General features: G+C 42.9%; 14 protein-coding genes. 13 read left to right on the plus strand and 1 reads right to left on the minus strand.

Going from position 1 to position 24,242, the window contains the following annotated elements; genetic code table 11:
• Positions 1-3 precede the first annotated feature (3 nt).
• From PUP29_RS11655 to PUP29_RS11665, 3 genes are read left to right on the plus strand one after another with little or no spacing between them, the layout of a single operon-like run.
• Positions 4-1,047, plus strand: coding sequence for a hypothetical protein (locus PUP29_RS11655; RefSeq protein WP_079545594.1), 1,044 nt, complete (start codon positions 4-6; stop codon positions 1,045-1,047).
• Between the two features lie 37 nt (positions 1,048-1,084).
• A complete protein-coding gene (locus PUP29_RS11660; protein WP_079545592.1) occupies positions 1,085-2,038 on the plus strand; it encodes a glycosyltransferase in 954 nt (317 codons plus the stop codon).
• 5 nt (positions 2,039-2,043) lie between these two features.
• Positions 2,044-2,937: a UDP-3-O-(3-hydroxymyristoyl)glucosamine N-acyltransferase gene (locus PUP29_RS11665; RefSeq protein WP_353423410.1), complete on the plus strand. Its 894-nt coding sequence runs from the start codon at positions 2,044-2,046 to the stop codon at positions 2,935-2,937.
• 131 nt (positions 2,938-3,068) lie between these two features.
• Here the strand turns inward: PUP29_RS11665 and PUP29_RS11670 are convergent, their stop codons facing one another.
• Positions 3,069-7,037, minus strand: a complete 3,969-nt coding sequence (locus PUP29_RS11670) for a GBS Bsp-like repeat-containing protein (protein WP_353423411.1) — start codon at positions 7,035-7,037, stop codon at positions 3,069-3,071.
• A 202-nt stretch (positions 7,038-7,239) separates the two neighbouring features.
• Here PUP29_RS11670 and PUP29_RS11675 point away from each other — a divergent pair, with 202 nt between their 5' ends.
• The 10 genes from PUP29_RS11675 (at position 7,240) to PUP29_RS11720 (ending at position 24,159) form a co-directional block, all read left to right on the plus strand.
• Entirely contained in the window at positions 7,240-10,104 is a 2,865-nt protein-coding gene (locus PUP29_RS11675) for a YfhO family protein (RefSeq protein WP_353423413.1), read from the plus strand.
• Positions 10,091-11,758, plus strand: coding sequence for a hypothetical protein (locus tag PUP29_RS11680; RefSeq protein WP_353423414.1), 1,668 nt, complete (start codon positions 10,091-10,093; stop codon positions 11,756-11,758). Before PUP29_RS11675 ends, PUP29_RS11680 begins: the two co-directional genes overlap by 14 nt.
• A 3-nt stretch (positions 11,759-11,761) precedes the next feature.
• Positions 11,762-14,200, plus strand: coding sequence for a YfhO family protein (locus tag PUP29_RS11685; protein ID WP_079545583.1), 2,439 nt, complete (start codon positions 11,762-11,764; stop codon positions 14,198-14,200).
• Between the two features lie 138 nt (positions 14,201-14,338).
• A complete protein-coding gene (locus PUP29_RS11690; protein WP_353423416.1) occupies positions 14,339-15,109 on the plus strand; it encodes an ABC transporter permease in 771 nt (256 codons plus the stop codon).
• A gap of 21 nt (positions 15,110-15,130) precedes the next feature.
• A complete protein-coding gene (locus tag PUP29_RS11695) occupies positions 15,131-16,417 on the plus strand; it encodes an ABC transporter ATP-binding protein (RefSeq protein WP_079545579.1) in 1,287 nt (428 codons plus the stop codon).
• A gap of 23 nt (positions 16,418-16,440) precedes the next feature.
• Positions 16,441-19,509: a glycosyltransferase gene (locus PUP29_RS11700; protein ID WP_079545578.1), complete on the plus strand. Its 3,069-nt coding sequence runs from the start codon at positions 16,441-16,443 to the stop codon at positions 19,507-19,509.
• A gap of 16 nt (positions 19,510-19,525) precedes the next feature.
• Positions 19,526-20,548 carry a mannose-1-phosphate guanylyltransferase gene (locus PUP29_RS11705; RefSeq protein WP_079545576.1) on the plus strand — a complete coding sequence of 341 codons (1,023 nt, stop codon included), beginning with the start codon at positions 19,526-19,528 and terminating at the stop codon, positions 20,546-20,548.
• Between the two features lie 10 nt (positions 20,549-20,558).
• Entirely contained in the window at positions 20,559-21,485 is a 927-nt protein-coding gene (locus PUP29_RS11710) for a type I phosphomannose isomerase catalytic subunit (RefSeq protein ID WP_353423418.1), read from the plus strand.
• The gene (locus PUP29_RS11715; RefSeq protein WP_353423419.1) at positions 21,482-23,185 is read left to right on the plus strand and encodes a phospho-sugar mutase; all 1,704 of its coding nucleotides are present in this window, start codon (positions 21,482-21,484) and stop codon (positions 23,183-23,185) included. The genes PUP29_RS11710 and PUP29_RS11715 overlap by 4 nt, the downstream gene beginning before the upstream one ends.
• 95 nt (positions 23,186-23,280) lie before the next feature.
• Positions 23,281-24,159 carry a transporter substrate-binding domain-containing protein gene (locus tag PUP29_RS11720; protein ID WP_079545571.1) on the plus strand — a complete coding sequence of 293 codons (879 nt, stop codon included), beginning with the start codon at positions 23,281-23,283 and terminating at the stop codon, positions 24,157-24,159.
• The last annotated feature ends 83 nt before the right edge of the window (positions 24,160-24,242 follow it).

Consider the following 24,242-nt stretch of genomic DNA (forward strand, 5'->3'; position numbering starts at 1 on the left):
ATTATGAGAAAGATAGAGGATAGCGTACGCGCAATGAGGCTGATGCAACAGTCGATACAAAAGATGAAGTTAGACCTGCGCGGCATGACAGTGTTAACAGAGGCGGCTTCCGGATATTTTATCGTTACTCCATTGATCGCGGCTTTGGCCGGTGCGCAAAAGGTATATGCTGTTGTAAAGGACACCGGATATGGTACAGTAGCGGAGTTGGAGGCCTATTTGTGGGAGTGGAAACAAAAATTAGGTTTTTCGGATGAGGTGATTTCACCAATTTACGATCCGGCAGCTGTTGCAGGACAAGTTCAGATCGTAACGAATTTAAGGGCGGTGAGGCCGATTGGAGAAGAAATAATAGGGCGTTTGCCAAAAGACGGCTGTATCTCGCTGATGATGGAAACATGGGAGTTCCGCAGAGAAGATTTAGACAGAGAGGCTTGCATAAAATATGGCGTTCCCTTATTGGGCACGAATGAATATGATAGTAGACTGGATATCATCCATTACGTAGGTATGGTTGCGCTTAAGCTTTTGATGGAACAAGGGATTGAAATATACCACTCTGATATTGCATTGATTTCATCAGGAAAATATGAAAAAGAAATTACAGATGTTTTAGAAAAAAACGGAGCAGCAGTACACACCTACGATCCTGTTTTAAAATACTGTAAGAATGACTTTTATGACACATTAGATCACGCCGATGCAGTAATTGTGGCAGAACAAGACACTTCGGAGTTATTGATTGCAGAAGAGGGAGCGCTTCTTGATGCGAAGCTATTCCGCAAAATAAAATATTTGATACATATTGTTGGGAATCTGGATTATGGATCATTAAGAAAGTATGGAATTATAAAATTTCCCGCCAAAGAAGTATCGCCGGGTTATATGACTGTAACAACAGACTATGTAGGTATAAAGCCCGTTATCGATTTACATACGGCAGGATTGAAGGTAGGACAAGCTATGGTAGAGGGGCTACGACGGCGCTATAGCTTAGAGCAAGTGAGAAAATATACTTTAGAAAATAGTCCTGCAATGGATTTTTGATGTGGAAACGATAAATTGATTAGGGAGGCGGAAGCGGATGAACCCCGATATTTCAATTATTACGGCGTTATATAATGAAAGTGATAATGTAGACGATTTGTGTGAGACCTTAGACACGTATGCAAAGGATAAGCCATACAAAATAGAGGTGCTGTTTGTAAATGACGGTTCGGTCGACGATACATTTGAAAAACTGAAAAAAAAGAACTTTTATCATATCGATGCAAAATTGATATCACTATCAAAAAATTATGGCGCGCATGCTGCTATTAGAGCCGGGCTTTCTGAAGCAAGCGGAAAGTATACTATGATTTTCTCCGGAGATTTACAGCAGCCGACGGAATTGATTGGACGTCTTTATGATACGATTCGGGAAGGCTATGAAATTGTATTGGTACAAAAGCACAATGATAAAGTCGGGAAGAAAGAAAAGGCATTTTCACATGGCTTTTCCAAGCTGTTCCGTAAATATGCAATCAAGAATTTTCCGCCCGGCGGGATCAATAATTTTATGATCACAGAAAAGGTGCGCGGCATTCTCAATAAAAATGTAGAGGCTAATACACCTATTTTTATGCAGGTTTTGGATATGGGCTTTAAATCTACGATGATTGAGTGCGTATTCCACGAACGAAAAAAAGGAAAATCCAAATGGACTTTATCTAAAAAAATCAAATTATTTGTAGATTCTTTTGTTGCTTTCTCTTTTGCGCCGATTCGTGCGGTTACGATCGTGGGAGGCGTCCTTTCTTTAGCAGGAATTATATATGCTATTTATATTTTGATACGGAAGCTATTGGACTTTAATGCGTTTGCCGCAGGATGGCCCACCCTGATCGCGGTACTGTTAGTAGGATTTGGCATCACGAATATCGGGATAGGTATCGTAGCGGAATATTTGTGGAGGACATTCGATGCTGCACGGAACAGGCCGGCGTTTTTGATCGAAGAAGTGATTGAAAAAACATTGGATCAAGCAGGTGAGGAGTAGCGGTAATGAAGTTATCGGAATTTTTTCAAAAGGATGTACTTTTAAGGGATGCAGAATTCGATTGTATCGGCTTGATGATGAGCCGGCCGGAAAAAAGAATGCTGACGTTTTTAGAAGACGCCAAATATTTTCCGGAATTAAAGGAAAATGCGGATGTGAGCGCCGTTATTTGTTCACCGGCGGTTATCGATTTGGTTGACGGACTGAAGCTGGGGATAGCGGTAGCATCTGAACCGAGGCAGTGTATCGCGAACTTACATAATGAATTGTGCATGGATGAGAGATATATTGGGCAGAGCTTTGCGACAAAGATAGGAAATGGGTGTCAAATCAGTCCTGAAGCTTATATCGCCCCGCAGAATGTCGTAATAGGGGACCGCACAATAATAGGTGAAAAGGCTGTGATCAAAGAAGGAACGGTCATCGGGGATGATTGCTTTATTCATTCCGGATGCGTAGTAGGCGGCTGCGGATTTGAATTTAAAAAGCAGGATGGAATCCCAAGAAAGGTGCTTCATAAAGGAAAAGTAAAAATAGGAGACCGTGTAGAGATATTACAATTATCCAGCATAATGCGCGCAGTCTATCCGTGGGATGCAACGGTTATTGGAACTGATACGAAAATCAGCTCCATGGTGTCGATTAGTCATGCTGTAAAAATAGGGGAAAGGACAATGATAAGTGCCTGCTCCTGCGTTGCAGGCTCTGCAAAAATAGGAAGCGATGTTTGGCTGGGAGTCAATTCTACTATTTCAGACCGCATTATCATTGGAGATCATGCAAGAATATCGCTGGGAGCCGTGGTGACCAAAAACGTACCGAAAAATGTAACGGTCTCCGGCAATTTTGCGATAGAACATCATAAATTTCTAAATCATATAAAGACGCTTGCAAAATAAGTAGGCGTCGATCAGCATTAAAAACAAAAATACTATAAAGAAAAAGCGCCGGAGCTTATAGCATCTGCGCTTTTTTGATAAGAATTGTTTCACAAACGGACTTTACGACTTTATCTATCCAGCCGAATGGTTTAGGAATTTAACAGTTTAGCAACCATATTCGCAAGATCGTAGCCATAGTTAGGATCGGAGGCCCATTTTCCTCCTAATGTTTGGATAAAAGGAGAAGAACCGCGGCCGTATTTATTGACAGCCGCATCCCAACGAGGGTCATAGGGCTGTCCGCTGGAATTTAGAACATTGAGAGATTCGGTCGAAGCGTAGCATTTTAAATGTTGGATTTGGGCAAGGATACCAGCACGTACGCCTGCTTCACCGGCACCGTATGTTGAACGGAAGTCAAAGCCCTGAGCTCCTCCGTCAAGGGCACCTAAACCGGCGAAATTATATTGCATTGGCTGTACTTGCCCACCAAATCGCAGCCAGCCGGTCTCTTTCATCGCCTGAGCAAATGCAACTTCTGTCCGCACTCCTTCTGCCTGCGCACATTCGATATAGAGTTCACAAATGCGTTCTAACGTTACCCCGTCTGCGATATAATCCTGACGATATGTTTCATAATTATTAGCACCTGCATTGGAAGTATAAAAACGCATGAGCTGTGCACTGCTTGTTAAAGAGCCTCCCATAATTTTATCGCCGCCGACTGTAAGCTGAGTAGTTCCTACTAATGCTCGATTTCCAGCATGATCGGAAGCGTAGACATGCGCATAGTATATACCGGAATCATAATCGTGATTTCCAATATCGACCGTTTTCCAGTAGTTCACATTATCCGAAGTAGACATAGTATACCATTTTAAGTCGTCCTGACCATCCTTGGCACTCCAAACCCCTACCTGTACTGTTTTAGGATTCACACCGCTCTCGCAGCCTTCGTATCCGGCTTGTATGTCAGAGAGGCCATGGACAAGAATATTAAAGGTATCTCCAAGGACTATGGATTCATCCGGTTCCACGCTGGAGGCGTAAGGGGGCGTTTTATCTCCCGTCATATTTATTTGTGTCGTATAAAGCAGAGCACGGTTTCCGGCATTGTCCGTTGCGTATAGATGGATATAGTAAAGCCCGGTATCCTCATTGTGGTCACGGTAATCAACGTTTGCGGTGTAACGCATCGTCCCGCTCTTTTCGCCGACATACCATATCAGGTCATCCTGCCCGCCCTTTGCGCTCCAAACGGCAAATTCAACCTTGCTGACTCCGCTGTTATCATCCAAAACGTCAGCAAATGCCTTGAAGGTATACTCGGGCGCAGCGCTGCTCACGTCCATCCCCACGAACACAGGAGCTTTAAAATCGCCGGTAGCCGTAGCGGTCGTCGTTTTCATCAAGCGATAGTTCCCGGCATTGTCATAGCCATTGACATGGATATAGTAAAGTCCGGAGTCATAATTATGGTCGGCAACATCGAATGTGATCTGCCATTTACCATTTCCGAGGTTTTTACCGATAAGCCATTGGATATCGTCTTGTCCGTTTTCAGCCGTCCAAACGGCAAATTTGACGGTCTTGACGCCGCTTTCATAGCCTTCCGTTCCTGCTTCGGCATCAGTTACTCCCTCTACAGAGACCGTACAGGTCCGCCCGCTGAATGACTGGGCGGGAGTGATAGAGGTGGCTGTCGGGCCATTTACATCCCCGGTAACAGTGGTCTGAGTGGCAGATATCAGAGCGCGGTTTCCGGCATTGTCGGTCGCGTATACATGGACGTTATAAGTACCGGTGTCCTTTTTATGGGAAGCATAGTTAACATAGGTCTGCCATGTTCCGGGACTGATTTCAGTTCCGGCGTGCCAGAGCAGATCATCCTGTCCGTCTTTATCGCTCCAAACGGCAAATTCAACCTTAGCTACTCCGCTGTAATTGTCTACGACGGGGATAGTAGCGGTAAAGGCATAAGGATTATTTACATATTTTAAACTGCCTCCACGTGTGGGAGCTTTAAAATCACCGGTAGCCGTAGCGGTCGTTGTTTTCATCAAGCGATAGTTCCCGGCATTGTCATAGCCATTGACATGGATATAGTAAAGCCCAGAGTCATAATCATGGTCGGCAACATCGAATGTGATCTGCCATTTACCATTTCCGAGGTTTTTACCGGTGAGCCATTGGATATCGTCTTGTCCGTTTTCAGCCGTCCAAACGGCAAATTTGACGGTCTTGACGCCGCTTTCATAGCCTTCCGTTCCTGCTTCGGCATCAGTTACTCCCTCTACAGAGACCGTACAGGTCCGCCCACTGAATGACTGGGCGGGAGTGATAGAGGTGGCTGTCGGGCCATTTACATCCCCGGTAACAGTGGTCTGAGTGGCAGATATCAGAGCACGGTTTCCGCAGTTGTCGGTCGCGTATACATGGACGTTATAAGTACCGGTGTCCTTTTTATGGGAAGTATAGTTAACATAGGTCTGCCATGTTCCGGGACTGATTTCAGTTCCGGCGTGCCAGAGCAGATCATCCTGTCCGTCTTTATCACTCCAAACGGCAAATTCAACCTTGCTGACTCCGCTTTCGGCATCCACTACTGGCAGGGTAGCTGTAAAAGCGTAAGGATTATTTACATATTTTAAACTATCCCCACGCACAGGAGGAGTCTCATCGTATTCATAGGTAATAGAGGAGGCATAAAGTGTAGAATTATCCCACTGGTCATACGCATAAAAGTGGATATAGTAAAGCCCTTCGCCATTGCCATGGTTCTCAATGTCGAGATCTACTGACCATTGATTATTTCCGGCATTAGTTGCTGTATACCATTTTAAATCATCTTGCCCCCCATCTGCGCTCCAGACAGCAGCCTTTACACTTTTAACGCCGCTTTGCTTATCGGTAATGGTAGAAGAAGCGGTAAACTGCGGTGTATAGACAATACCATTTTTAGCCCCCGTGACAGTTACCGCAGACACAGACGGTCCCGTAGTATCGGCAAGAACATTCACAGAGGTAGTTCCAACTAAGGCACGATTGCCGACCTTATCTGTCGCATAAATATGAACATTATATTCGCCGCCTTCTCCATTATGATATTTTAATATGTCACAATAGAATTGGTAATTATTATTTCCCATATTGGTGGCAGTATACCACTTCAAATCATCCTGCCCGTTTTCAGTTGTCCAGACGGCAAACTCAACTCTATCTACGCCGCTTTTTTGATCGGTTACATTTGCTGCGATCTCAAAACCCGGCCAGTAGGAATCGGCAGCGGGATTCTTGGTCACGCTATTCAGACTAGGCGGATTTTTGTCAGAAGGGTATTTTTGGGAATACAAATCGACCGCATCTGCGATCCGCTGTGCCAGAATTTCCATATTGGATTCCTTTGTAATCTGGCTTCTGTCATAAGCATTTGTCATAAAGCCTGCTTCTAATAAAATAGAAGGCACCTTGGAACGTGTGGTGACGGAATTGACATCCGCATCCTTTACGGCACCAGATCTCCGATTGATATAAAAATCACTGTCGAGCTGTTGGTCTAAATAATTCGCCATATCGCGAGACCTTGTAACAGTTTCAGTATTTTTGCCATAATCCTCTGTTAACGTACTGGAATAATAGATCTCGTAGCCGTTTGCACTGCCGATGGGGTCGTCGATAGAATAGCCCGGCTCGGCATTATGATGGATGCCGATACATAAATCCGCCGCAGGGATATTTGCATTATATTTTTCAGGCGTATTGATAGCAGGCAGCAATTGAGTGCCGAAATGATATTGACTTGCCGGTTTTCCGTCATCGCCAACAGGCCCCTCTGTCAAAATATGAGGGAGATTCGGAGCTAAAGTCATAGAATTGGTAATATAAACAATATAGCCACGCCGTGTGAGCTCCTTGTACAGCTTGATCGTTACCTTTTCGTTGAGTGTAGCCTCTAACTTTGAAGAATTGGATGGGCTGTGGCCGGGATAAAGATAAACCACAAAACCACTTGCGGCCTGAGATTGGATATGATAAATACCGAAAATGCAAACAACAGCTAAGATAATACTAACTAAAACAATGAGGAAAGATTTTTTTTTTGAAGATATTAAATTCATATAAGACAAAAAACTCCCGAAATATATTATCGCTATCAGTATATCATAAATATTTCAAAAATAGTATATAAATATTTCAAAAATGTAATCATATCAAAAGAACAGAGCTAGCGTCTTTCTTGATAAATAATAGTAGTTTTGTTATAATAAATAATCTATTGTAAACTCATACAAAATGTTGCATTGAGTTGGAGGAAGCGAAATGACAGAATTGGGCAATTCTAAAAAGCAATATCAAAAGTCTGTTCTATGGTTACTGCTGCTGATAACAATAGGGATATTGATCATATATTTTCAGTTTTTATTTAAGGGCACTCCTTATTTGTTTTGGACTTCAGGTTCCGATACCCGAGATTCCTATTTGATGAAATACAGTGGTATTGTAAATAAGATCGTGAGCGGTGATACGGCGCTTTGGGATTTTCATTCCGGGATGGGCAGCAATGTTTTAATGAGTCAAAGTATCGTTTTTGACCCGTATGCAATCATTCTTTATGTAGGAGGGATAATCGGGGGGATACAAACGATACCGTTTCTTCTTGTTATCATGACGGTTTTGAAAATATATGGCGCAGGGCTTACCTGCTATTTATTTCTTACCGCGCTGAAGATAGAAGAAGCGCCGAAAATTTTTGCCAGTATCATGTATGCTTTCTGTGGCTTCCTGACCTTGTGGGGGCAGCATTACTTCTTTGGTGCCTATTTTACCTTAATGCCATTATTGTTATGGACATTAGAAAAAAGCTTCACAGAAAGCAGATATTTGATTGGGGTGTCTATATTTACAGCAATTAGCTGCATCAGTGCGGTCTATTTTGCTTATATGGCATTGATCGTCGATTTTATATACGTTTTATTGCGCTTCGTTATACGCAATGAAAAGGTGTGCTGGAAATTGTTTTTAAAGCAGGTCTTGCCGATGATCCTTGCGGTCATGATTGGAATATTGGTCTCAGCGGTCATTTTATTACCGGTCGTCTACGGGATGCTGACACAATCAACACGGCTAGGAACATCTGAAAGTCTGGCGGACAAACTTGCGAACGCAGAATACTACTATGATTTGAAGACAACGATATTAAGAATGTTTTCTAATAATATGCTGGGGGTGGAAAACAATTTAGCGCTGTCGGCAGCTAATTACTACACAATGCCGTGTCTGTTTTTTTCTCTGCTTTTTCTTCTGGTATTCCCACAATATATCGCAGGTCTTTTACGGAAAAAGGATTTTTTAAAAAATAAAGCGGCACGAATCATAGGCGCAGCGGCGATCGCGCTTTTGATTCTTTCTCCGGCCATATCTATTATATTAAATGGATTCGCAGAGGCTTCCTCCAGAGTTTTCTATTGTGTTTTGCCGTTTTTTGCGGTATTTTCGGCAGTAGGCCTACAAAGTATCTTAAAGGAAAAACGGCTCAATGTCTGGCTTTTGCTTGGAACCTCAATTGCAGGAGTCATGGTGTTTTTATATACCTATAATAGAGTGATTGTAAACGGCCCGATGGCGGAGGAAGCATGGTTTAAAGAGTTTTTGATCGCGGATACCGTCGTATTCATTGCTATGGCGTTTTTGCTGTGGAGATTAGGAAAGAAAAGCAAGGGATCCTTGAAAGCCGGGCCATGGTGGAAAGCGCATGGCCATCAGCTCCTGACTGCGTGTTTGATGATTTTATTAATGGGGAATGTGATAGCCGATTCCTATATTACAAACAATAAACGTGATTTAGGAACGCAGGAAGCTCTTGACCGCTTATATTCTGAGGATATTGAGCAAGTAATAGCGGAGATCGAGAAAAACGACAATAGTTTTTTCCGAATGGAAAAGGACTTTACGGACGTCTCTTATTATAAGGAGGCGGAGGCTCAACAATATTATGGCGTCAGCTCATACAGCTCATTAGGAAGCAATTCATCCCTTGCTTTCTATCAGAATATTTGGCCGGAAATAGCAATAGGGGAAGGGCGCGTCTCTTTGTATGAGAGAATAGCAATGCAGAATCCATTTCGTGAATCTCTTGCAGGAGTAAAATATATTTTATCGAGGAATGACGATTTAGAAAATGAGTTCTATCAAAGAGCAGCTCAAGCAGGAGAGGTTACTGCCTATCGAAATATTCTGACAGATGGGATAGGCACGTTTCATTCATGCGGAACTTTTATCCGGCCTGAGGATATTCAATCAAAGTCATTGTTGGAGCAATTGGTCTTATTAGGCGCAGGTACTGTTGTGAGCGATTCGTCACTATCAGAGGAGGCGTTTCTTGACGCCGACCAATTTTTGGAAGACCACGTAGAGAGATTGCCGCCGGACGAGGTGATCGCCGAGGAAGGGATATGGACCTATGGAGATATCTTGATAGAAGAAAATAGTTTTCCCGGTATGATACAAGCAGTAGCCCAAGATAATGATACGTCTATTGTGCTGGAAATAAATCAGGATATATGGGAGGGAAATCCCGGAAAAAATCTTTATTGCTCATTTTCTATAGGAAGTATGGAATCCAATGAGCTGCAGGTATGCTATACCTTGCAAAATGGAAACAAATCGTATGAGACCTATAAAACTCATTATTTTCCTCAATATAATAGGGATGTTATAATAGAAATACCATATAAAACGCAAAGCGTTACTTTTACTGCAATACAGCCTTTCGGTGAGCAGGGGTTAGGCAGATTCCAGTTGAAAAAATTTGCGTTTGCCTATATTGAAGAGACTCCGACAGCAAAGGGCTGCGGAGAAGTTTTTTTTGAAAAGCCGGCAAAAGACAATAGAGTAACGGGGAGTGCGGTCGTGGATAAGGCCGGGATCGTATCGGCGGCGATCCCTTGTGAAAAAGGATGGAGAGTGTATGTGGATGGGGAGGAACAAGAGACCATTCCGGTAAATTACGGTTTTTCCGGAGTCCTTATTCAGCCGGGAGCACATGAGATAGAGTTTCGTTATGAAACTCCGATGCTGAAATTAGGAGCGATAGTCTCGGGAATAGGTATTGGCTGTTTCGTTTTGTTTTATTGGTTATATGTTAGGAAAAAAACGATAATTGAGGATGACCATGATAAAGAATAATAATTTCAAGAAATTTATTGGAATCATTCTGATCATTACGGTTTTAATTGCACCGGTAAGCTGTTCAGGAAATGGAAAAGAAAATGTCGGCGAAGAAAATTATTTCGTGAAGGCCGCTTGGTATTTTGGAAGAGAATGGCCGCTCAATTTTTGGAACAGCGAATGGGAACATCTTGACGAAGATTTGCAAACGATTAAAGAGGATGGCTTTAATACGGTCATGCTTGCAGTTCCATGGGGAGAATTTCAAACTGGCATCGAACCGATTCAATACAATGAAAAGGCATGGGAGCGTTTGAGATATATCATCGAACGCTGCGATGAATTTGAACTCAATGTGGTCTTGCGCATCGGATACTATTGGGATTTTGATGCGGATGACCAGTATCCGCTGCTCCAAAGATATGAAGGCCTGCTGCGCGGAGAAGAAAAGTTTATGACGGCATGGCTTGATTACGTCGGAAAATTCCAGAGCTTGAACACGGAGTACAGCAACCTTTCAGGAAGCCTGATATGCTGGGAAGATTTCTGGGCTGTGTATCATGAATATAGCAGCGCAGGCAAAGAACAGGAGGAACGGAAAAGGCTTGCACAAGAATCCGGGTTTACCCAATATCTAAAGGATACATTTTCACTTGACGAGGTCAGCCAATATTATCAGGAGGAAGATTTAACAAGATACGAAGATGCTGTTATGCCGCAGGATGGCGATTATGCAATGGAATTATTTAATCGCTTTTTTGATGATATTCTTATCCATAAAATATTGCTCCCCTCGCAGGAAGTATATCCGAAGTTAGGCATGGAAGTAAGAACAGATGCAGACGTTGTATATGGAGCAGACGGAGAAGCGGAATGGTATTTCCATACAGAGACGTATCCGGCAGGAAACGCACCTTACGCGACGTCTATTTATGGAATCCCCATGGGATTTGAAAATAATGGAGAAAAAGTAAGCGCGGAAGAAGCGATCGAAAAATTTGATTATATGATAGAGACGATTCAGGAGGCGGCAGACGGGAAACCGCTATTTATTGATCAGTTTATCTTTGTAGATAATACGCCCGGATTTGAAAACAATGCGCAGGTAAGGGAAGATGAATTAGATGATTTTTTGATGGAGAGTGCAGATATCTTGGTAGAGGAGACATGCGGATATGCGCTTTGGACTTACCGTGACTATAAAATGAATGATTTGTACAATTCTCAATTTGAGCTTGACTTAAAAGGCTGGAGGACAGCAGGAGATTGCAGGATAGAAGAAGTGGATGGAAATAAAAAGGTCAAGATCGAAAAGGGAGGATCAATCAGTCAGGAAAATATAATGTATCCCTTGCAGGAAACGGAATATAAACTCAGCTTTTCCGTGATACCGGATGAGAGCGCTACGGTAAAAATAGAGATAGGGGAACACGAAGAAGAGATAGAAATAACAGAAGCAGGAGACTATGAGGTTGAGCTCGGAGCATTAAAAGAAAAAGATTTAAAGATTACAATAGAAGAAGGATCTGCTTATCTGGATAACATCAATTTATATTATGCTGTTCAAAACGGGCAGGTATATGATGAGGATATGGGTGCGTTAGAGCTTGCGGCTGAAGTGCGGGCAATGAATCAAAAAATCGATACATTGCTCGCGGAAAGAAATAAATAAAAGATGACAAAACAACTGTGTATCAAAGAAAAAAAGATAGTTACCTATAAGGATATCATAGCGGTTTTGATTATTTTATTTGTGCTGTTGATATTTTTCCGTGATATTCTTATAGGAAAAGCTACTTTTGTTTTGCCTATGGATGCGGAAGCCACATATAAAAAATATTATTTTATGGCTGAGACTTTAAAAAACGGAGATTTTCCGCTCTGGGATCCACATTTATTTGCGGGAACATCATTAGCGGCATATCCGGGGATTGGCATTTTCTATCCTTTCAATCTTTTATTTATGGCGCTTCCATGGGGAGAAAATCCTTTTCCATGCTTTGCAATGGATGCCCTTACCCTGTTCCATTTCTTTCTATGCGGATTGAATATGTATATTTTGGGAAGATCGCTCAAGCGTTCTAGGATCGCAGCGCTGTGCATGGGCGTTATGTTCATGTTATCTTCAGAAATGCTGGTATTGCAGCATTGGAAATATAATTTGATGACTTATGCATGGATCCCGTTGATTTTATTGTGTTTACTTAAAATATGGGAAGATCCCCAAAATTGGAAATATGTCGGACTCGGCGGGATCTTCATGGGAATGGCGGCTTTGGCCGGTCCGGCGCAGCCAATTATTGTTGTGATTTTTATGGCGGCAGTATTCACAATATTTGCAGTTTTTTATTCATGGAGAGAGCGGAAAAAGGCTATGTGGATACTACTGTCTTGTGCCGTGGTGATTTGTGCGGGAGTATTGATCGCAGCCCCCTCATTCCTTTCCAATTTTCAATATTCAGAACATACAATACGTATGGTGGATGGAGGCGCTGCCTATCTGCTGCCCGGAGAAGCTTTAACGACAGACAGCATGACAGAATATATTATTGAACCCTCCGCAATGAAGGGGTTGGTGATACCGGAAAATGGCCGGTTAGATATCGGAGGACTTTTTATAGGATTTACAGCTATGTTTTTTGCGGTCATAGGACTGATCAAATCAAGAAAAAAGCGGTTTTCCCAATTTATGATCGTTCTCAGCATTATTTCTTTATTATATGTATTTGGAATAGGGCTGCCTTATTTATTTCAAAAGCTGCCATTGCTTAATATGCTGCGTGAAGCACAAATATATTTGATCTATCTCCATATTGCGGCAGTTATCTTTGCAGGAGCAGGGATCGATTCTTGCTTTGCTGATAGTTGTGGACAAAAATTTAAGATTTGGGATATCAGTGTGACAGGAGGGGCAGTCGCTATTGCTGCCGCACTTCTGCTCGGGATAATAAAGCAATATTCAAAGGGATATTTCATTTCTTTATTTCTATTCATCTGTATTTTTCTGATTTATCTTTTCTATCGATATGGTAAAAAGCATGGAGCAAAACGGGCATTAATGGCTGCGCTGAATGGTGCTGTAGCTGGAGTCGTTATTTTGCAAATGAATGTGAATGTTGCCGTCCTAACGAATGAAAGCAACGAATACTTAGATAACTATGGGAGGAACGACGGCATTTACGAAAAGAAAAATCCGTTTGAGGAAATAGTGCCGGAAGATACAGATCCCTATCGGGTAATGAGCATACTCGATGAACAAGGAGACGGAGCAGCTCCAATCAACGAGGCAGATGTCGCCGGCTATTATGACACCTATAATTATGGGAATCCGGTTCTTTTCCGCCTTCATATCTATAAGCAGGAATTGGGAGGCTCCCCATTCCTTAATTTATTGAATATACGCTATCTGATTGCAGAAGAAAAAAACTATCTGCAATCATTCGATAATGAATGGATGGTGAACTTCTACCGAGAGAATAATTTGACAAAATGCGGCGAAATAAACGGATTTTATGATTCTATAAAGGCAACAAATGAAACGGCATCTGTGATCTTGGAAAATCCGAACGCTTACGGAGCTGCGTGGCTTGCAGACGAGGTTCTGCATTCCGATTCATTCGATGATTCGTTGGAAGCATTGAACCAAAACGATCCGTATACGACAGCGGTGATCGAGGGAAACGACGTAGAATTGATCTCATCGGATGATGCGTTGGAATATACTGTAGAGGTCCAGAGATATGAACCGGGAGAAATCATATATTATGCAGAAACGAATAAAGAATCCATCATGGTCATGTCGGAGCTTTATTCACATGGATGGAAAGCATACATAGACGGCGCGCCGACCGAAATTTATCTGACGGATGCGCTGCTGAGAGGGATCAAGCTGCCTGAAGGAAGCCATACGATCCGTGTAGTCTATGAGCCGGGTACGGTTTATGCCGGGTTATGTATTGGGGGAGCGACCTTGGCGTTTTTGATTTTTATGATCATTCGGTGGAAAGAACGAATGAAAAGGGTAATGCCGATAATAAGCTGTGTGGGAATAGGTGCGGTGACGATTGTATTTCTTACTTTTGTAGCGGGTTTAACAAATTGCTGGTATCTCTGATTTCGGTTATTTGATTTTTAGCAGTACGAATGATATAATAAAGCGATTGATGACCAAAAGCTATTCGCAAAGAGGAGTTCAATGGGTAATAAAAAAAATCAAGGATATAGAACAAACTCTAACGAAGTTGTTAATGATATGAGAACAAATGGAAATCTTGTTCTCAAATTAGCAAAAAACGATATCAAGTCGAGATACGCAGGATCTTTTTTCGGCATGGTTTGGGCATTTGTGCAGCCATTGATGACTATGCTGGTCTTTTGGTTCGTATTTCAGGTAGGATTTAAAAATCCTCCGGTGGAAAACGTTCCTTTCATCTTATGGTTTGCTGCGGGATATATCCCGTGGATCTATTTTAATGACGGGATCCTTTCTTCCTCGAATTGTTTGTTTGAGTATCACTATTTGGTGAAGATGATTCGCTTCCCCATTATGAATCTGCCCTTTATCAAAATATTGTCATCCCTATTTATCCATATATTTTTTATTGCGTTTCTATTTATTCTCTATACGATCTATGGATATACATTCAGCCCTATGTGGTTTCAGGCTTTCTATTATTCAGCCTGCATTACGTTCCTCATGACAGGGCTGTCATGGATCGTATCTTCTGTAACTGTATTTTTTAAAGATTTCGGTCAGATCGTCAATATCATATTGCAGCTTGGCTTTTGGGCGACTCCTATTTTTTGGGCTCCGGCGAATATGAATCCCGGTATTGTAGCGATCTTGAAGTATAACCCTCTTTATTATATTGTAGAGGGATATCGTGATTCGTTTATAAACGGAGTTGGCTTCTGGGAGCATGGCGCGCTGACGATATATTTTTGGATAGTTTCAGCGGTCGTATTTGTAGTAGGTATCTTGCTTTTCAGAAAATTACGGCCGCATTTTGCTGATATTATATAATGGCTATTGCAGAGGTAAAACATGAACAAATGTGTAATCGATATTGAACATTTGACAAAAATATATAAATTATATCAGAAGCCAGTAGACCGTTTGAAAGAAGCTTTGAGTATTACGCGGAAGAGCTATCATGAAGACTATTATGCGTTAAATGATATTTCTTTTCAGGTAAATCAAAGAGAAATCGTTGGGATCATCGGAACGAACGGTTCCGGGAAGTCGACTTTATTAAAAATACTGACCGGAGTACTGAGCCCCTCGGCAGGGAAAGTCAATATCGAGGGGAAAATATCAGCGTTATTGGAGCTGGGGGCTGGATTTAATCCGGACTATACTGGAATTGAGAATATCTATTTGAACGGGACCGTGCTGGGTTATTCACGAGCAGAAATCACCCGGAAGATCGATGGGATCATAGAGTTTGCCGATATTGGAGATTATATCCATCAACCGGTTCGAAACTATTCCAGCGGTATGTTTGCACGGCTTGCTTTTGCGGTCGCCATCAATGTTGATCCGGAGATACTGATCGTTGATGAAGCATTGTCGGTGGGAGATATCCGGTTCCAGCAGAAATGCTATCGAAAAATGGAGGAATTCCGTCGCACCAAAACGGTATTGTTAGTGACGCATGATATCAATGCGGTAACGAAGTTTTGTCAAAGAGTGGTTTGGATCGAAAGAGGCAAGCTTATGGGGATCGGCGACCCGGTAGAGATCGCCAAGCAATATCAGGCATATCTGATGAATTATACTTTGGAAGGCGGAGCAGCTGATGGTGAGACGGATATTCTGAATGTGAAAAGCAGAAATACATCTGTAACGGCAGAAAAATATTCGTTAAACGCAATCACTTCAGATATGGAAAATTTTGGCGATAAAACAGCAGAGATCACAGGAATCGGTCTTTTCGATGCTAAAAGCGGAGCTGCTCGTGAGATCGTTGCACCGAAAATGTGTGTGCGTTTAGTGATCGAAGTAGAAAATCATGAAGTGATCCATAATGAGATCATCGGATTTTCTATAAAGGATAGATTAGGAAACATGATATTCCAAACAAATACTTATGTATTGCAGACGCAGGCTTGTGAAGAGCAGGGACGATATCAATATGTATTCGAATTTGAAATGCCGCGCCTCAACGACGGGACCTATACGATTTCGCCTGCTGTTGCTGAGGGAACGTTGTTGGACCATAAGCAGCATAATTGGGTTTTTGATGCTTATATTTTTAATGTAGTCGGAAATCATTTCGGAGATCTGCAGGGTTTTGTGAGATTTGACGATATCAGCGTTAATATTATCTAAAAGTAGAGGAATTAATATTCGATATGGAATTTACAGGTGAACGTTTTATACCTAATATATCAGGCGAAGAAATAGAGATCGAACATATACAAAGATACCATTTCGCAGCAACAGCGATAAAAGGGTTGACTGTACTGGATGCAGCCTGCGGAGAGGGGTACGGGAGTGCGATTTTAGCAGAAAACGCAGCGAAAGTTTACGGATTGGATGTTTCGTCCGAAGCGGTAGAACATGCTAAGGGGAAGTATGCTTCTCCAAATCTAGAATTTTTATGTGCAAGCATCGAAAAAATCCCGCTGGATGATCAGAGTATAGATTGTGTAGTTTCATTCGAAACGATAGAACATGTTGATGAAGAGATACAGCATTGCTTCATGAATGAAGTAAAGCGTATCTTAAAACCGAATGGATATTTATTGTTGTCGACGCCGAACCGCAGAGTGTATTCTGATGATGCAAATTATCATAATGAATTTCATGTCAGGGAATTCTATCAGGATGAGTTTATAACATTTCTGGAAAAGTATTTTGGGAATATAAAGCTGTATTCCCAATATTTTGAAGTGTGTTCTAATATTGAGAATAGAAAGGACCCTGTTGCTGATAAAGTCAGCCATTTTCCGGATAAGCAAGCGAAATATTATATCGCCTGCTGTTCGGATGACGAAATAAAGCTGCCTCTGAAAAGCAATATTTTAGTTCCGGACAATAATCTTTACCAGAGCAGAAATAAAAGGATCGTACAGCTGCAGGAGGAAGAAGAGGAAAGGAACCGGCATATTAGAGTGCTGGATCAAGAGATCGCGAAACAAAGAGAGATCGTTGATGAAAAGGAGACTGAAGCAAGGCAGAGTCGAAAAGAACTGGAAGAGATCAATGATGAACTGAAAAAGAGAAAGAGCGAGTTAAAGGAACTGCAAAAAAAATATGAGAATATGTGCATACAGAAGCAGCAGAACTATGACTGGTGTATGTACTATAAAAATATGGCAGAAGCGATTCAGGCTTCCCGTTCTTATCGGCTGACGCAGAAAATAAAGAACAAGCTGATTCCGGTTGGGTCACGGCGGCGGAATTTGGCGAAAAAGATGTTTCGCGCAGTTCGGCCGGTCAAGCAAGAAAAAAGAGAAAAAACGGCGGTCGAGAAAATCGCAGCGCGTAAAAGCTTTGATGTTCTGTACTTGCCGGAGAGAAAAGACGTGCAGGTATCGATTATTATACCGGTCTATAACCAGTTCGCCTATACGTATCACTGCATAGAATCGATCCTGAAAAATACACGGAACATCTCGTATGAGGTGATTGTGGCGGATGATGTATCGAGCGATAAAACACAAAAAATAGAAAAGTATATAAAAAATATCAAGGTCATCCGAAATGAGGAGAATCTTGGCTTTTTGCGCAATTGCAATCATGCTGCCAAGGAAGCAGCAGGAGAATATATCCTATTCCTGAATAATGATACGCAGGTTTGCACGAATTGGCTGCAGCCGCTTGTTGATTTGGCCGAAAAGGATCAACAGATAGGTATCGTGGGCTCAAAGCTGATAGGGGCAGACGGAAAGCTTCAGGAAGCAGGCGGTATTATTTGGAAAGATGCGACGGGATGGAATTTTGGACTGGGAAATGAGCCTGATCTGCCGGCATATAATTATGTAAAAGAGACCGATTATGTATCCGGCGCGAGTTTGCTGATACGCAAGGATATATGGGATGAGGTCGGCGGATTTGACGAACGTTACGTACCAGCTTATTTTGAAGACACTGATCTTGCCTTTGAGGTGCGTAAACGGGGTTATAAGGTAATGTATCAGCCCCTTTCTGAGGTGATCCATTTTGAAGGAGTGTCGAATGGAACGAGCGAAGAAAGCGGTATAAAAAGCTATCAAAAAGTGAATCGGACCAAATTCAGGGAGAAATGGAGCGCTGAATTGGAACGGGAACATTTTGAGAATGCAGTGGATGTTTTTGCGGCCAGAGACCGCAGCAGAGATAAAAAGGCGATTTTGGTAGTTGACCATTATGTTCCGACGTATGATAAAGATGCCGGTTCGCGTGCGGTGTTTAATTATCTGAAATTACTGTTGGATATGGGATATAATGTAAAATTTATTGGGGATAATTTTTGCCATGAAGAGCCCTATACGACAACGTTAGAGCAAATGGGGATAGAAGTTCTGTTCGGAGCCAATTATGCACAGGGAGAATGGAAAACATGGCTGCTTGAAAACCAAGATCATTTTGCAGCGGCAGTTCTAAACCGCCCCCATATTGCGGTGAATTATATGGACTTTATAAAAGAAAATACGAAAATGAAGGTCATTTATTATGGACATGATCTGCATTTTCTGCGTGAAATGCGGGAATATGAAGTTACGGGGGATGAAACGTTTCGGGAATCGGCTGAGAATTGGAGATGGAAAGAGCATGATCTGATGAAAAAAGCAGATCATGTCGTTATGCTGAGCGAAGAAGAAAGACGAATCATAAAAAAAGAATTTGATATCGATATTGTTACTATGCCGATTTTTTCTTATGACAACTTTCCGGAAGGCAGGATAGATACCGCAAATAAGCGCGATTTATTATTTGTAGGCGGATTTGCGCACAGGCCGAATGAGGATGGACTTAAGTGGTTCGTAAAGGAAGTCTGGCCGATCGTAGAAAAAAAATTGCCGGAGGTTCGGCTGAACGTAGTAGGCTCACATCCGACAGATGCTGTGAAGGCGATGGCTGGCAATAAAATTTTTGTGAGAGGCTTCGTATCGGACGACGAGTTAGCAGAGTATTATGCAAAAAGCCGTGTCTGCATCATTCCCTTAAGATATGGAGCCGGCATTAAGGGAAAAACAATAGAAGCTATGTATAACCGTATTGCTGTCGTTTCTACAGGGATCGGGATAGAAGGACTTCCGGGAATTGAAAAAATCATCTCTCCGGCGGACACTCCGGAAGAATTTGCGCGGCAGATCATACAGAAGTATCAGGATGATGGAGCGCTGATACAGGCAGGGCAGCAGTATATTGAGTATCTGAAACAAAATTTTTCCCGGGAAAAGATGAGTAAGCTTTTTGCTGATATGTTAGGCTAAAGAGGATTTTGATAATATGTTGTTATATGGGATAATATTGGCAGGCGGGAGCGGTACACGGTTATGGCCGCTGTCCACGGCAGAAGCTCCAAAGCAGTTTTTAAAGCTGTTCTCTGAATACAGCATGATCGTTGAGACCAGCAATCGGATTGCGCATCAAATTCCGCGTGAGCGGCAATATATTCTTACCGGAGAAATGTATTCGGAGATCGTGCGGGAACAATTTGGAGATGCAGTACATGTACTGGTGGAGCCAGAAGCCAGAAATACGGCTCCATGTATTCTTTGGGCAGCTCTCAAGATACAAAAAATGGGCGGCGGAATTATGGCCGTTCTGCCCTCGGATCATCTTATTAAAGAAGCAGCGCAGTTTGGAGAGGCACTCAATACAGCGAAAGAAGCGGCGGAAGAGGGGAAGATCGTGACGTTTGGGATTTTCCCGGAGCGTGCGGAAACAGGATATGGCTATATCGAGATATCGCGTGAACCATATGAATTGAACCGATCCGTCAAGAACATATTAGCGTTTCAGGAAAAACCCGATCATACTACAGCGGAAAAGTATCTGGAGGCCGGGAATTTTTTATGGAACAGCGGCATGTTTGTGTTCCGCTCTGACGTAATGATAGAAGAATTTCGAAAGTATTGCCCGGATATTTTTGAATGCTTTCAAGATATCGATGCAGACTGTCAGAATGATGTGAAGAAAGCGTTTGAGCAGTGCAGATCGGTTTCTATCGATTATGCAGTTATGGAAAAAACGCAAAGAGGATATTGCATACCGGCCTCATTTGGATGGAATGACGTAGGAAGTTATTACAGTCTATACCAAGAGAGCCAAAAGGATGATGATGGCAACGCAGGAAATGCGCTTGCGATAAATGCCCGGAACTGTTATGTAAATACACGAAAAAAGGCTGTGATCGTTGGGGTGGAAGATATCATAGTGGCAGAAGGAGAAGATGCTATTCTGGTCGCAGATTTTAAAAAGTCGCCGGAGATAGGTTGTATTTCTAAAAAGTTTTATGAGAATCAGTAACGAAAATAGTATGTACCCGTTGATCTTAAGGCCTATTCTAAAAAATTATTTATGGGGCGGGACCAAATTAAAAAAAGAATATGGCAAACAGTCTGATGAAAATATTGCAGAAAGCTGGGAGCTCTGTTCCTATCAGGATCAAGCCAATATGATTCAGAATGGGATATGGCAAGGGAAATATCTAAATGAGTACATTGCTTCATATGGAAAGCAGGTATTAGGTACGCGATGCAAGGATAAGCAGCTGCCGGTTTTGATCAAATATATTGACGCACAGGATTTCCTGTCGATACAAGTGCATCCCGGTATGCTGTATGCACAGACATACGAACAAGATATGGGGAAAACAGAAGCGTGGTATGTCATAGACTGCGAACCGGGCGCATGGCTTTATTATGGCTTTTATGAGGAAATGACGAAAAAGCAATTCGTGAAAGCAGCGCAGGATGGCTCTATTGTTGACAGGCTCAATAAAGTGTCGGTCGCACCGGGAGATATGTTCTTTATTCCGCCGGGGATGGTGCATGCCATCGGAAAAGGGATCTTAATGGCTGAAGTAGGAACCAATTCCAATATCACTTATCGGATATTTGATTATGGGCGGAAAGACAAATATGGCAAGGAAAGGGAATTGCATTTAGATAAGGCAGCGGAGGTGATACAGTTCGGGGGCCGCAAAGATTTCGGATATAAACAGAATGCCAACGGTATCAAATGCGATGATTTTCAGATAGAGATTTTGCATATAGAAGGACAGGCTGATTTAGCTGTAAATGGAGATACGTTTATAAGTTTACTCGTGTTCTGCGGGGGAGGAGATTTAAGCTATAACGGCAATAAGATACCGCTGCAAAAGGGGATGAGCTTGTTTCTTCCCGCTAATATGGGCAGCTGCAGAATAGTGGGCAATTTAAAGGCGGTAAAGACGACGATATGAAGATAAGAGAACAATATGAACAGTGGAAAGAAAAGAAGCTCGAAGATATTGAGCTTACCGAAGAGCTGGAGGCGATCGCTGGAAACGATGAAGCGGTCAAGGATCGTTTCTATAGAGATTTAGCGTTTGGAACGGGTGGACTTAGAGGCGTGATCGGCGCGGGAACGAACCGTATGAATATCTATACAGTCCGCAAGGCGTCGCAGGGGCTTGCAGATTATTTGAATACTGAGTTTGAAGCGCCCTCTATTGCGGTCGCTTATGACAGCCGCAAAAATTCACAGCGCTTTGCAAAAGCGGCGGCGGAAGTATTTGCAGAAAACGGCATTCGGGTATTTCAGTATCAAGAACTGATGCCTACGCCAATGCTTTCCTTTGCGGTGCGCAGCCTCGGGTGCAGCGCAGGGATCGTGATCACTGCGAGCCATAATCCGGCGGAATATAACGGGTATAAGGTTTATGGACCGGACGGCTGTCAGATCACGCTTGAGGCGGCAAAAAAAATCACCGGATATATCGAACAAAAGGATATTTTTGAAGACATCAGGACAGGCCCGTTTGACAGCTTTTTAGAAACAGGAATGATCCGCTATATTGACGATGATACGATAGACGCATATTTTGAAGCGGTAAAAGGCTACAGCCTTTACGAAAAAGGCGGAGACATCAAGATCGTATATACGCCATTGAATGGTACAGGATTAAAACCGGTTTTGAGGATCTTGCATGAAACGGGATTTCAGAATATTACGGTCGTACCGGAGCAGGAGCGGCCGGACGAAAAATTCACGACTTGCCCTTATCCGAATCCGGAAGAACGCGAGGCGCTCCAGCTTGGCCTGAAGCTGTGTGAAGAAATGGGAGCGGATCTGATGCTGGGGACGGACCCGGACTGTGACCGCGTGGGAGCGGGTGTTCGGCAGGACAAGAAGTATGTGCTGATCAATGGGAACCAGATGGGTGTTTTGCTATTTGACTTCATATGTATGATGCGCCAAGCAGGAGGAACGATGCCAAAGGCGCCGGTCGCGGTAAAGACGATCGTGACAACGGAAATGGCGCAGAGCGTTGCAGACCGATATGGAGTCCACTTAATCAATGTGCTGACAGGCTTTAAGTTTATCGGGGAGCAGATTGGGCTTTTAGAGAAACGGGGAGAAGCGGAGCGTTATCTTTTTGGCTTTGAAGAGAGTTATGGTTATCTTTCCGGGATCCATGCTCGGGACAAAGATGCGGTCAATGCGTCTATGCTGATTTGCCAGATGGCAGCCTATTACCATGAACAAGGAAAGACTTTGATCGACAGACTGAACGAGTTATATGCCGAATATGGCTATTTTTATGATAAGCTGGAGAGCTTTACGTTTGAAGGCGCCGCCGGAATGCAGCGTATGTCTGCAATCATGAGGGGGCTGCGCAGCAGGGAAATTTCCGATATAGGAAGTATAAAAGTAGTAAAAAGCTCGGATTACCTTGCATCGCAGGAGCACGGAGAGCAGGGAATACGCGTGATCAGCTTGCCAAAGTCGGATGTGATGGGATATCTGCTTGAGGGCGGCAGCTCGGTCGTAGTGCGTCCATCCGGAACGGAGCCCAAGATGAAGATTTATTATTCGCTTAGATGTGAGGATGAAGTACAGGCGAAAAAATTATATGGTGCGATTTCAGAGGATATGCATCACATTTTAGGAGTAGACTAAAAATTATTCAATTTTTGTATAAAGGTATTGATTTTTTTGAATAATAATGTATAATTATACATTATGAGTTTTAAATATTTATTTGGAGGAAAGAAATGAAAAAGATTATTGCTTTGGTACTGACGGTATTGATGGCCGTATCGGTGTTTGCGGCATGCTCCGCACCGGCGGCTGAGGAATCTGCTGCTCCTTCGGAGCCGGCTGCGGCGGAAGGCTCCGCAAGTGCGGAAGCATCGGCTGATGCCGGAACAGCGGGCGGCGCGGTAGATAAGATCAAAGAAGCGGGCGAGCTTGTGCTTCTGACGAATGCGCAGTTCCCTCCCTATGAATACCTTGGAGACGACAACGAGCCGACAGGTGTGGATATCGAGATTGCACAGAAGATCGCAGATGAACTCGGTGTCGAGTTAACTGTCGTTGACATGGACTTTGACGGATTGATTCCCGCGCTGAATGGCGGGAAAGGTGATTTTGTGGCAGCGGGCCTGACGATCACGGAAGAACGCCAGCAGAGCGTAGATTTCTCGGATGAATATGCAACCTCCAACCAGATGGTAATTGTGACAAAAGACGATCCGAAGGTTGCGGCTGCAACAGTAGAAGATCTGGAAGGAAAGACTGTAGGCGTGCAGCTTGGTACAACGGGCGACCTGTTTATGTCTGAAGTAGAGGGAGCGACGGTAAAGCAGTATAAGAGCGCTCTTGAGGCCGGGATGGACCTTGCGAATGGCAGACTTGATGCAGTGGTTGTCGATAAGCTTCCGGCACAAAGCATTGTAGCGAATAATGACGCACTGATGGTGTACGATGATGTCCTGACGACAGAGCAGTATGCAATGGCTGTACCGAAAGGGCAGTCTGCAGACCTTCTGGAGATCATCAATAAAGTGCTGACAGATATGTCCGGAGAAATGGAAGCTCTGACGCAGAAGCATTTTGACCTTTATTCCGGTACAGCAACGGAAGCCGAATAAGTTCAAGCAAAAAAGTTGTGGAAGAATTTTCTTCCACAACTTTTTTTTTAACTCTAAATGTAGTATAATATAACTTGTTTGCG

Source organism: Christensenella massiliensis (genome assembly GCF_040409835.1).
GTDB classification, from domain to species: Bacteria; Bacillota; Clostridia; order Christensenellales; family Christensenellaceae; genus Christensenella; species Christensenella massiliensis.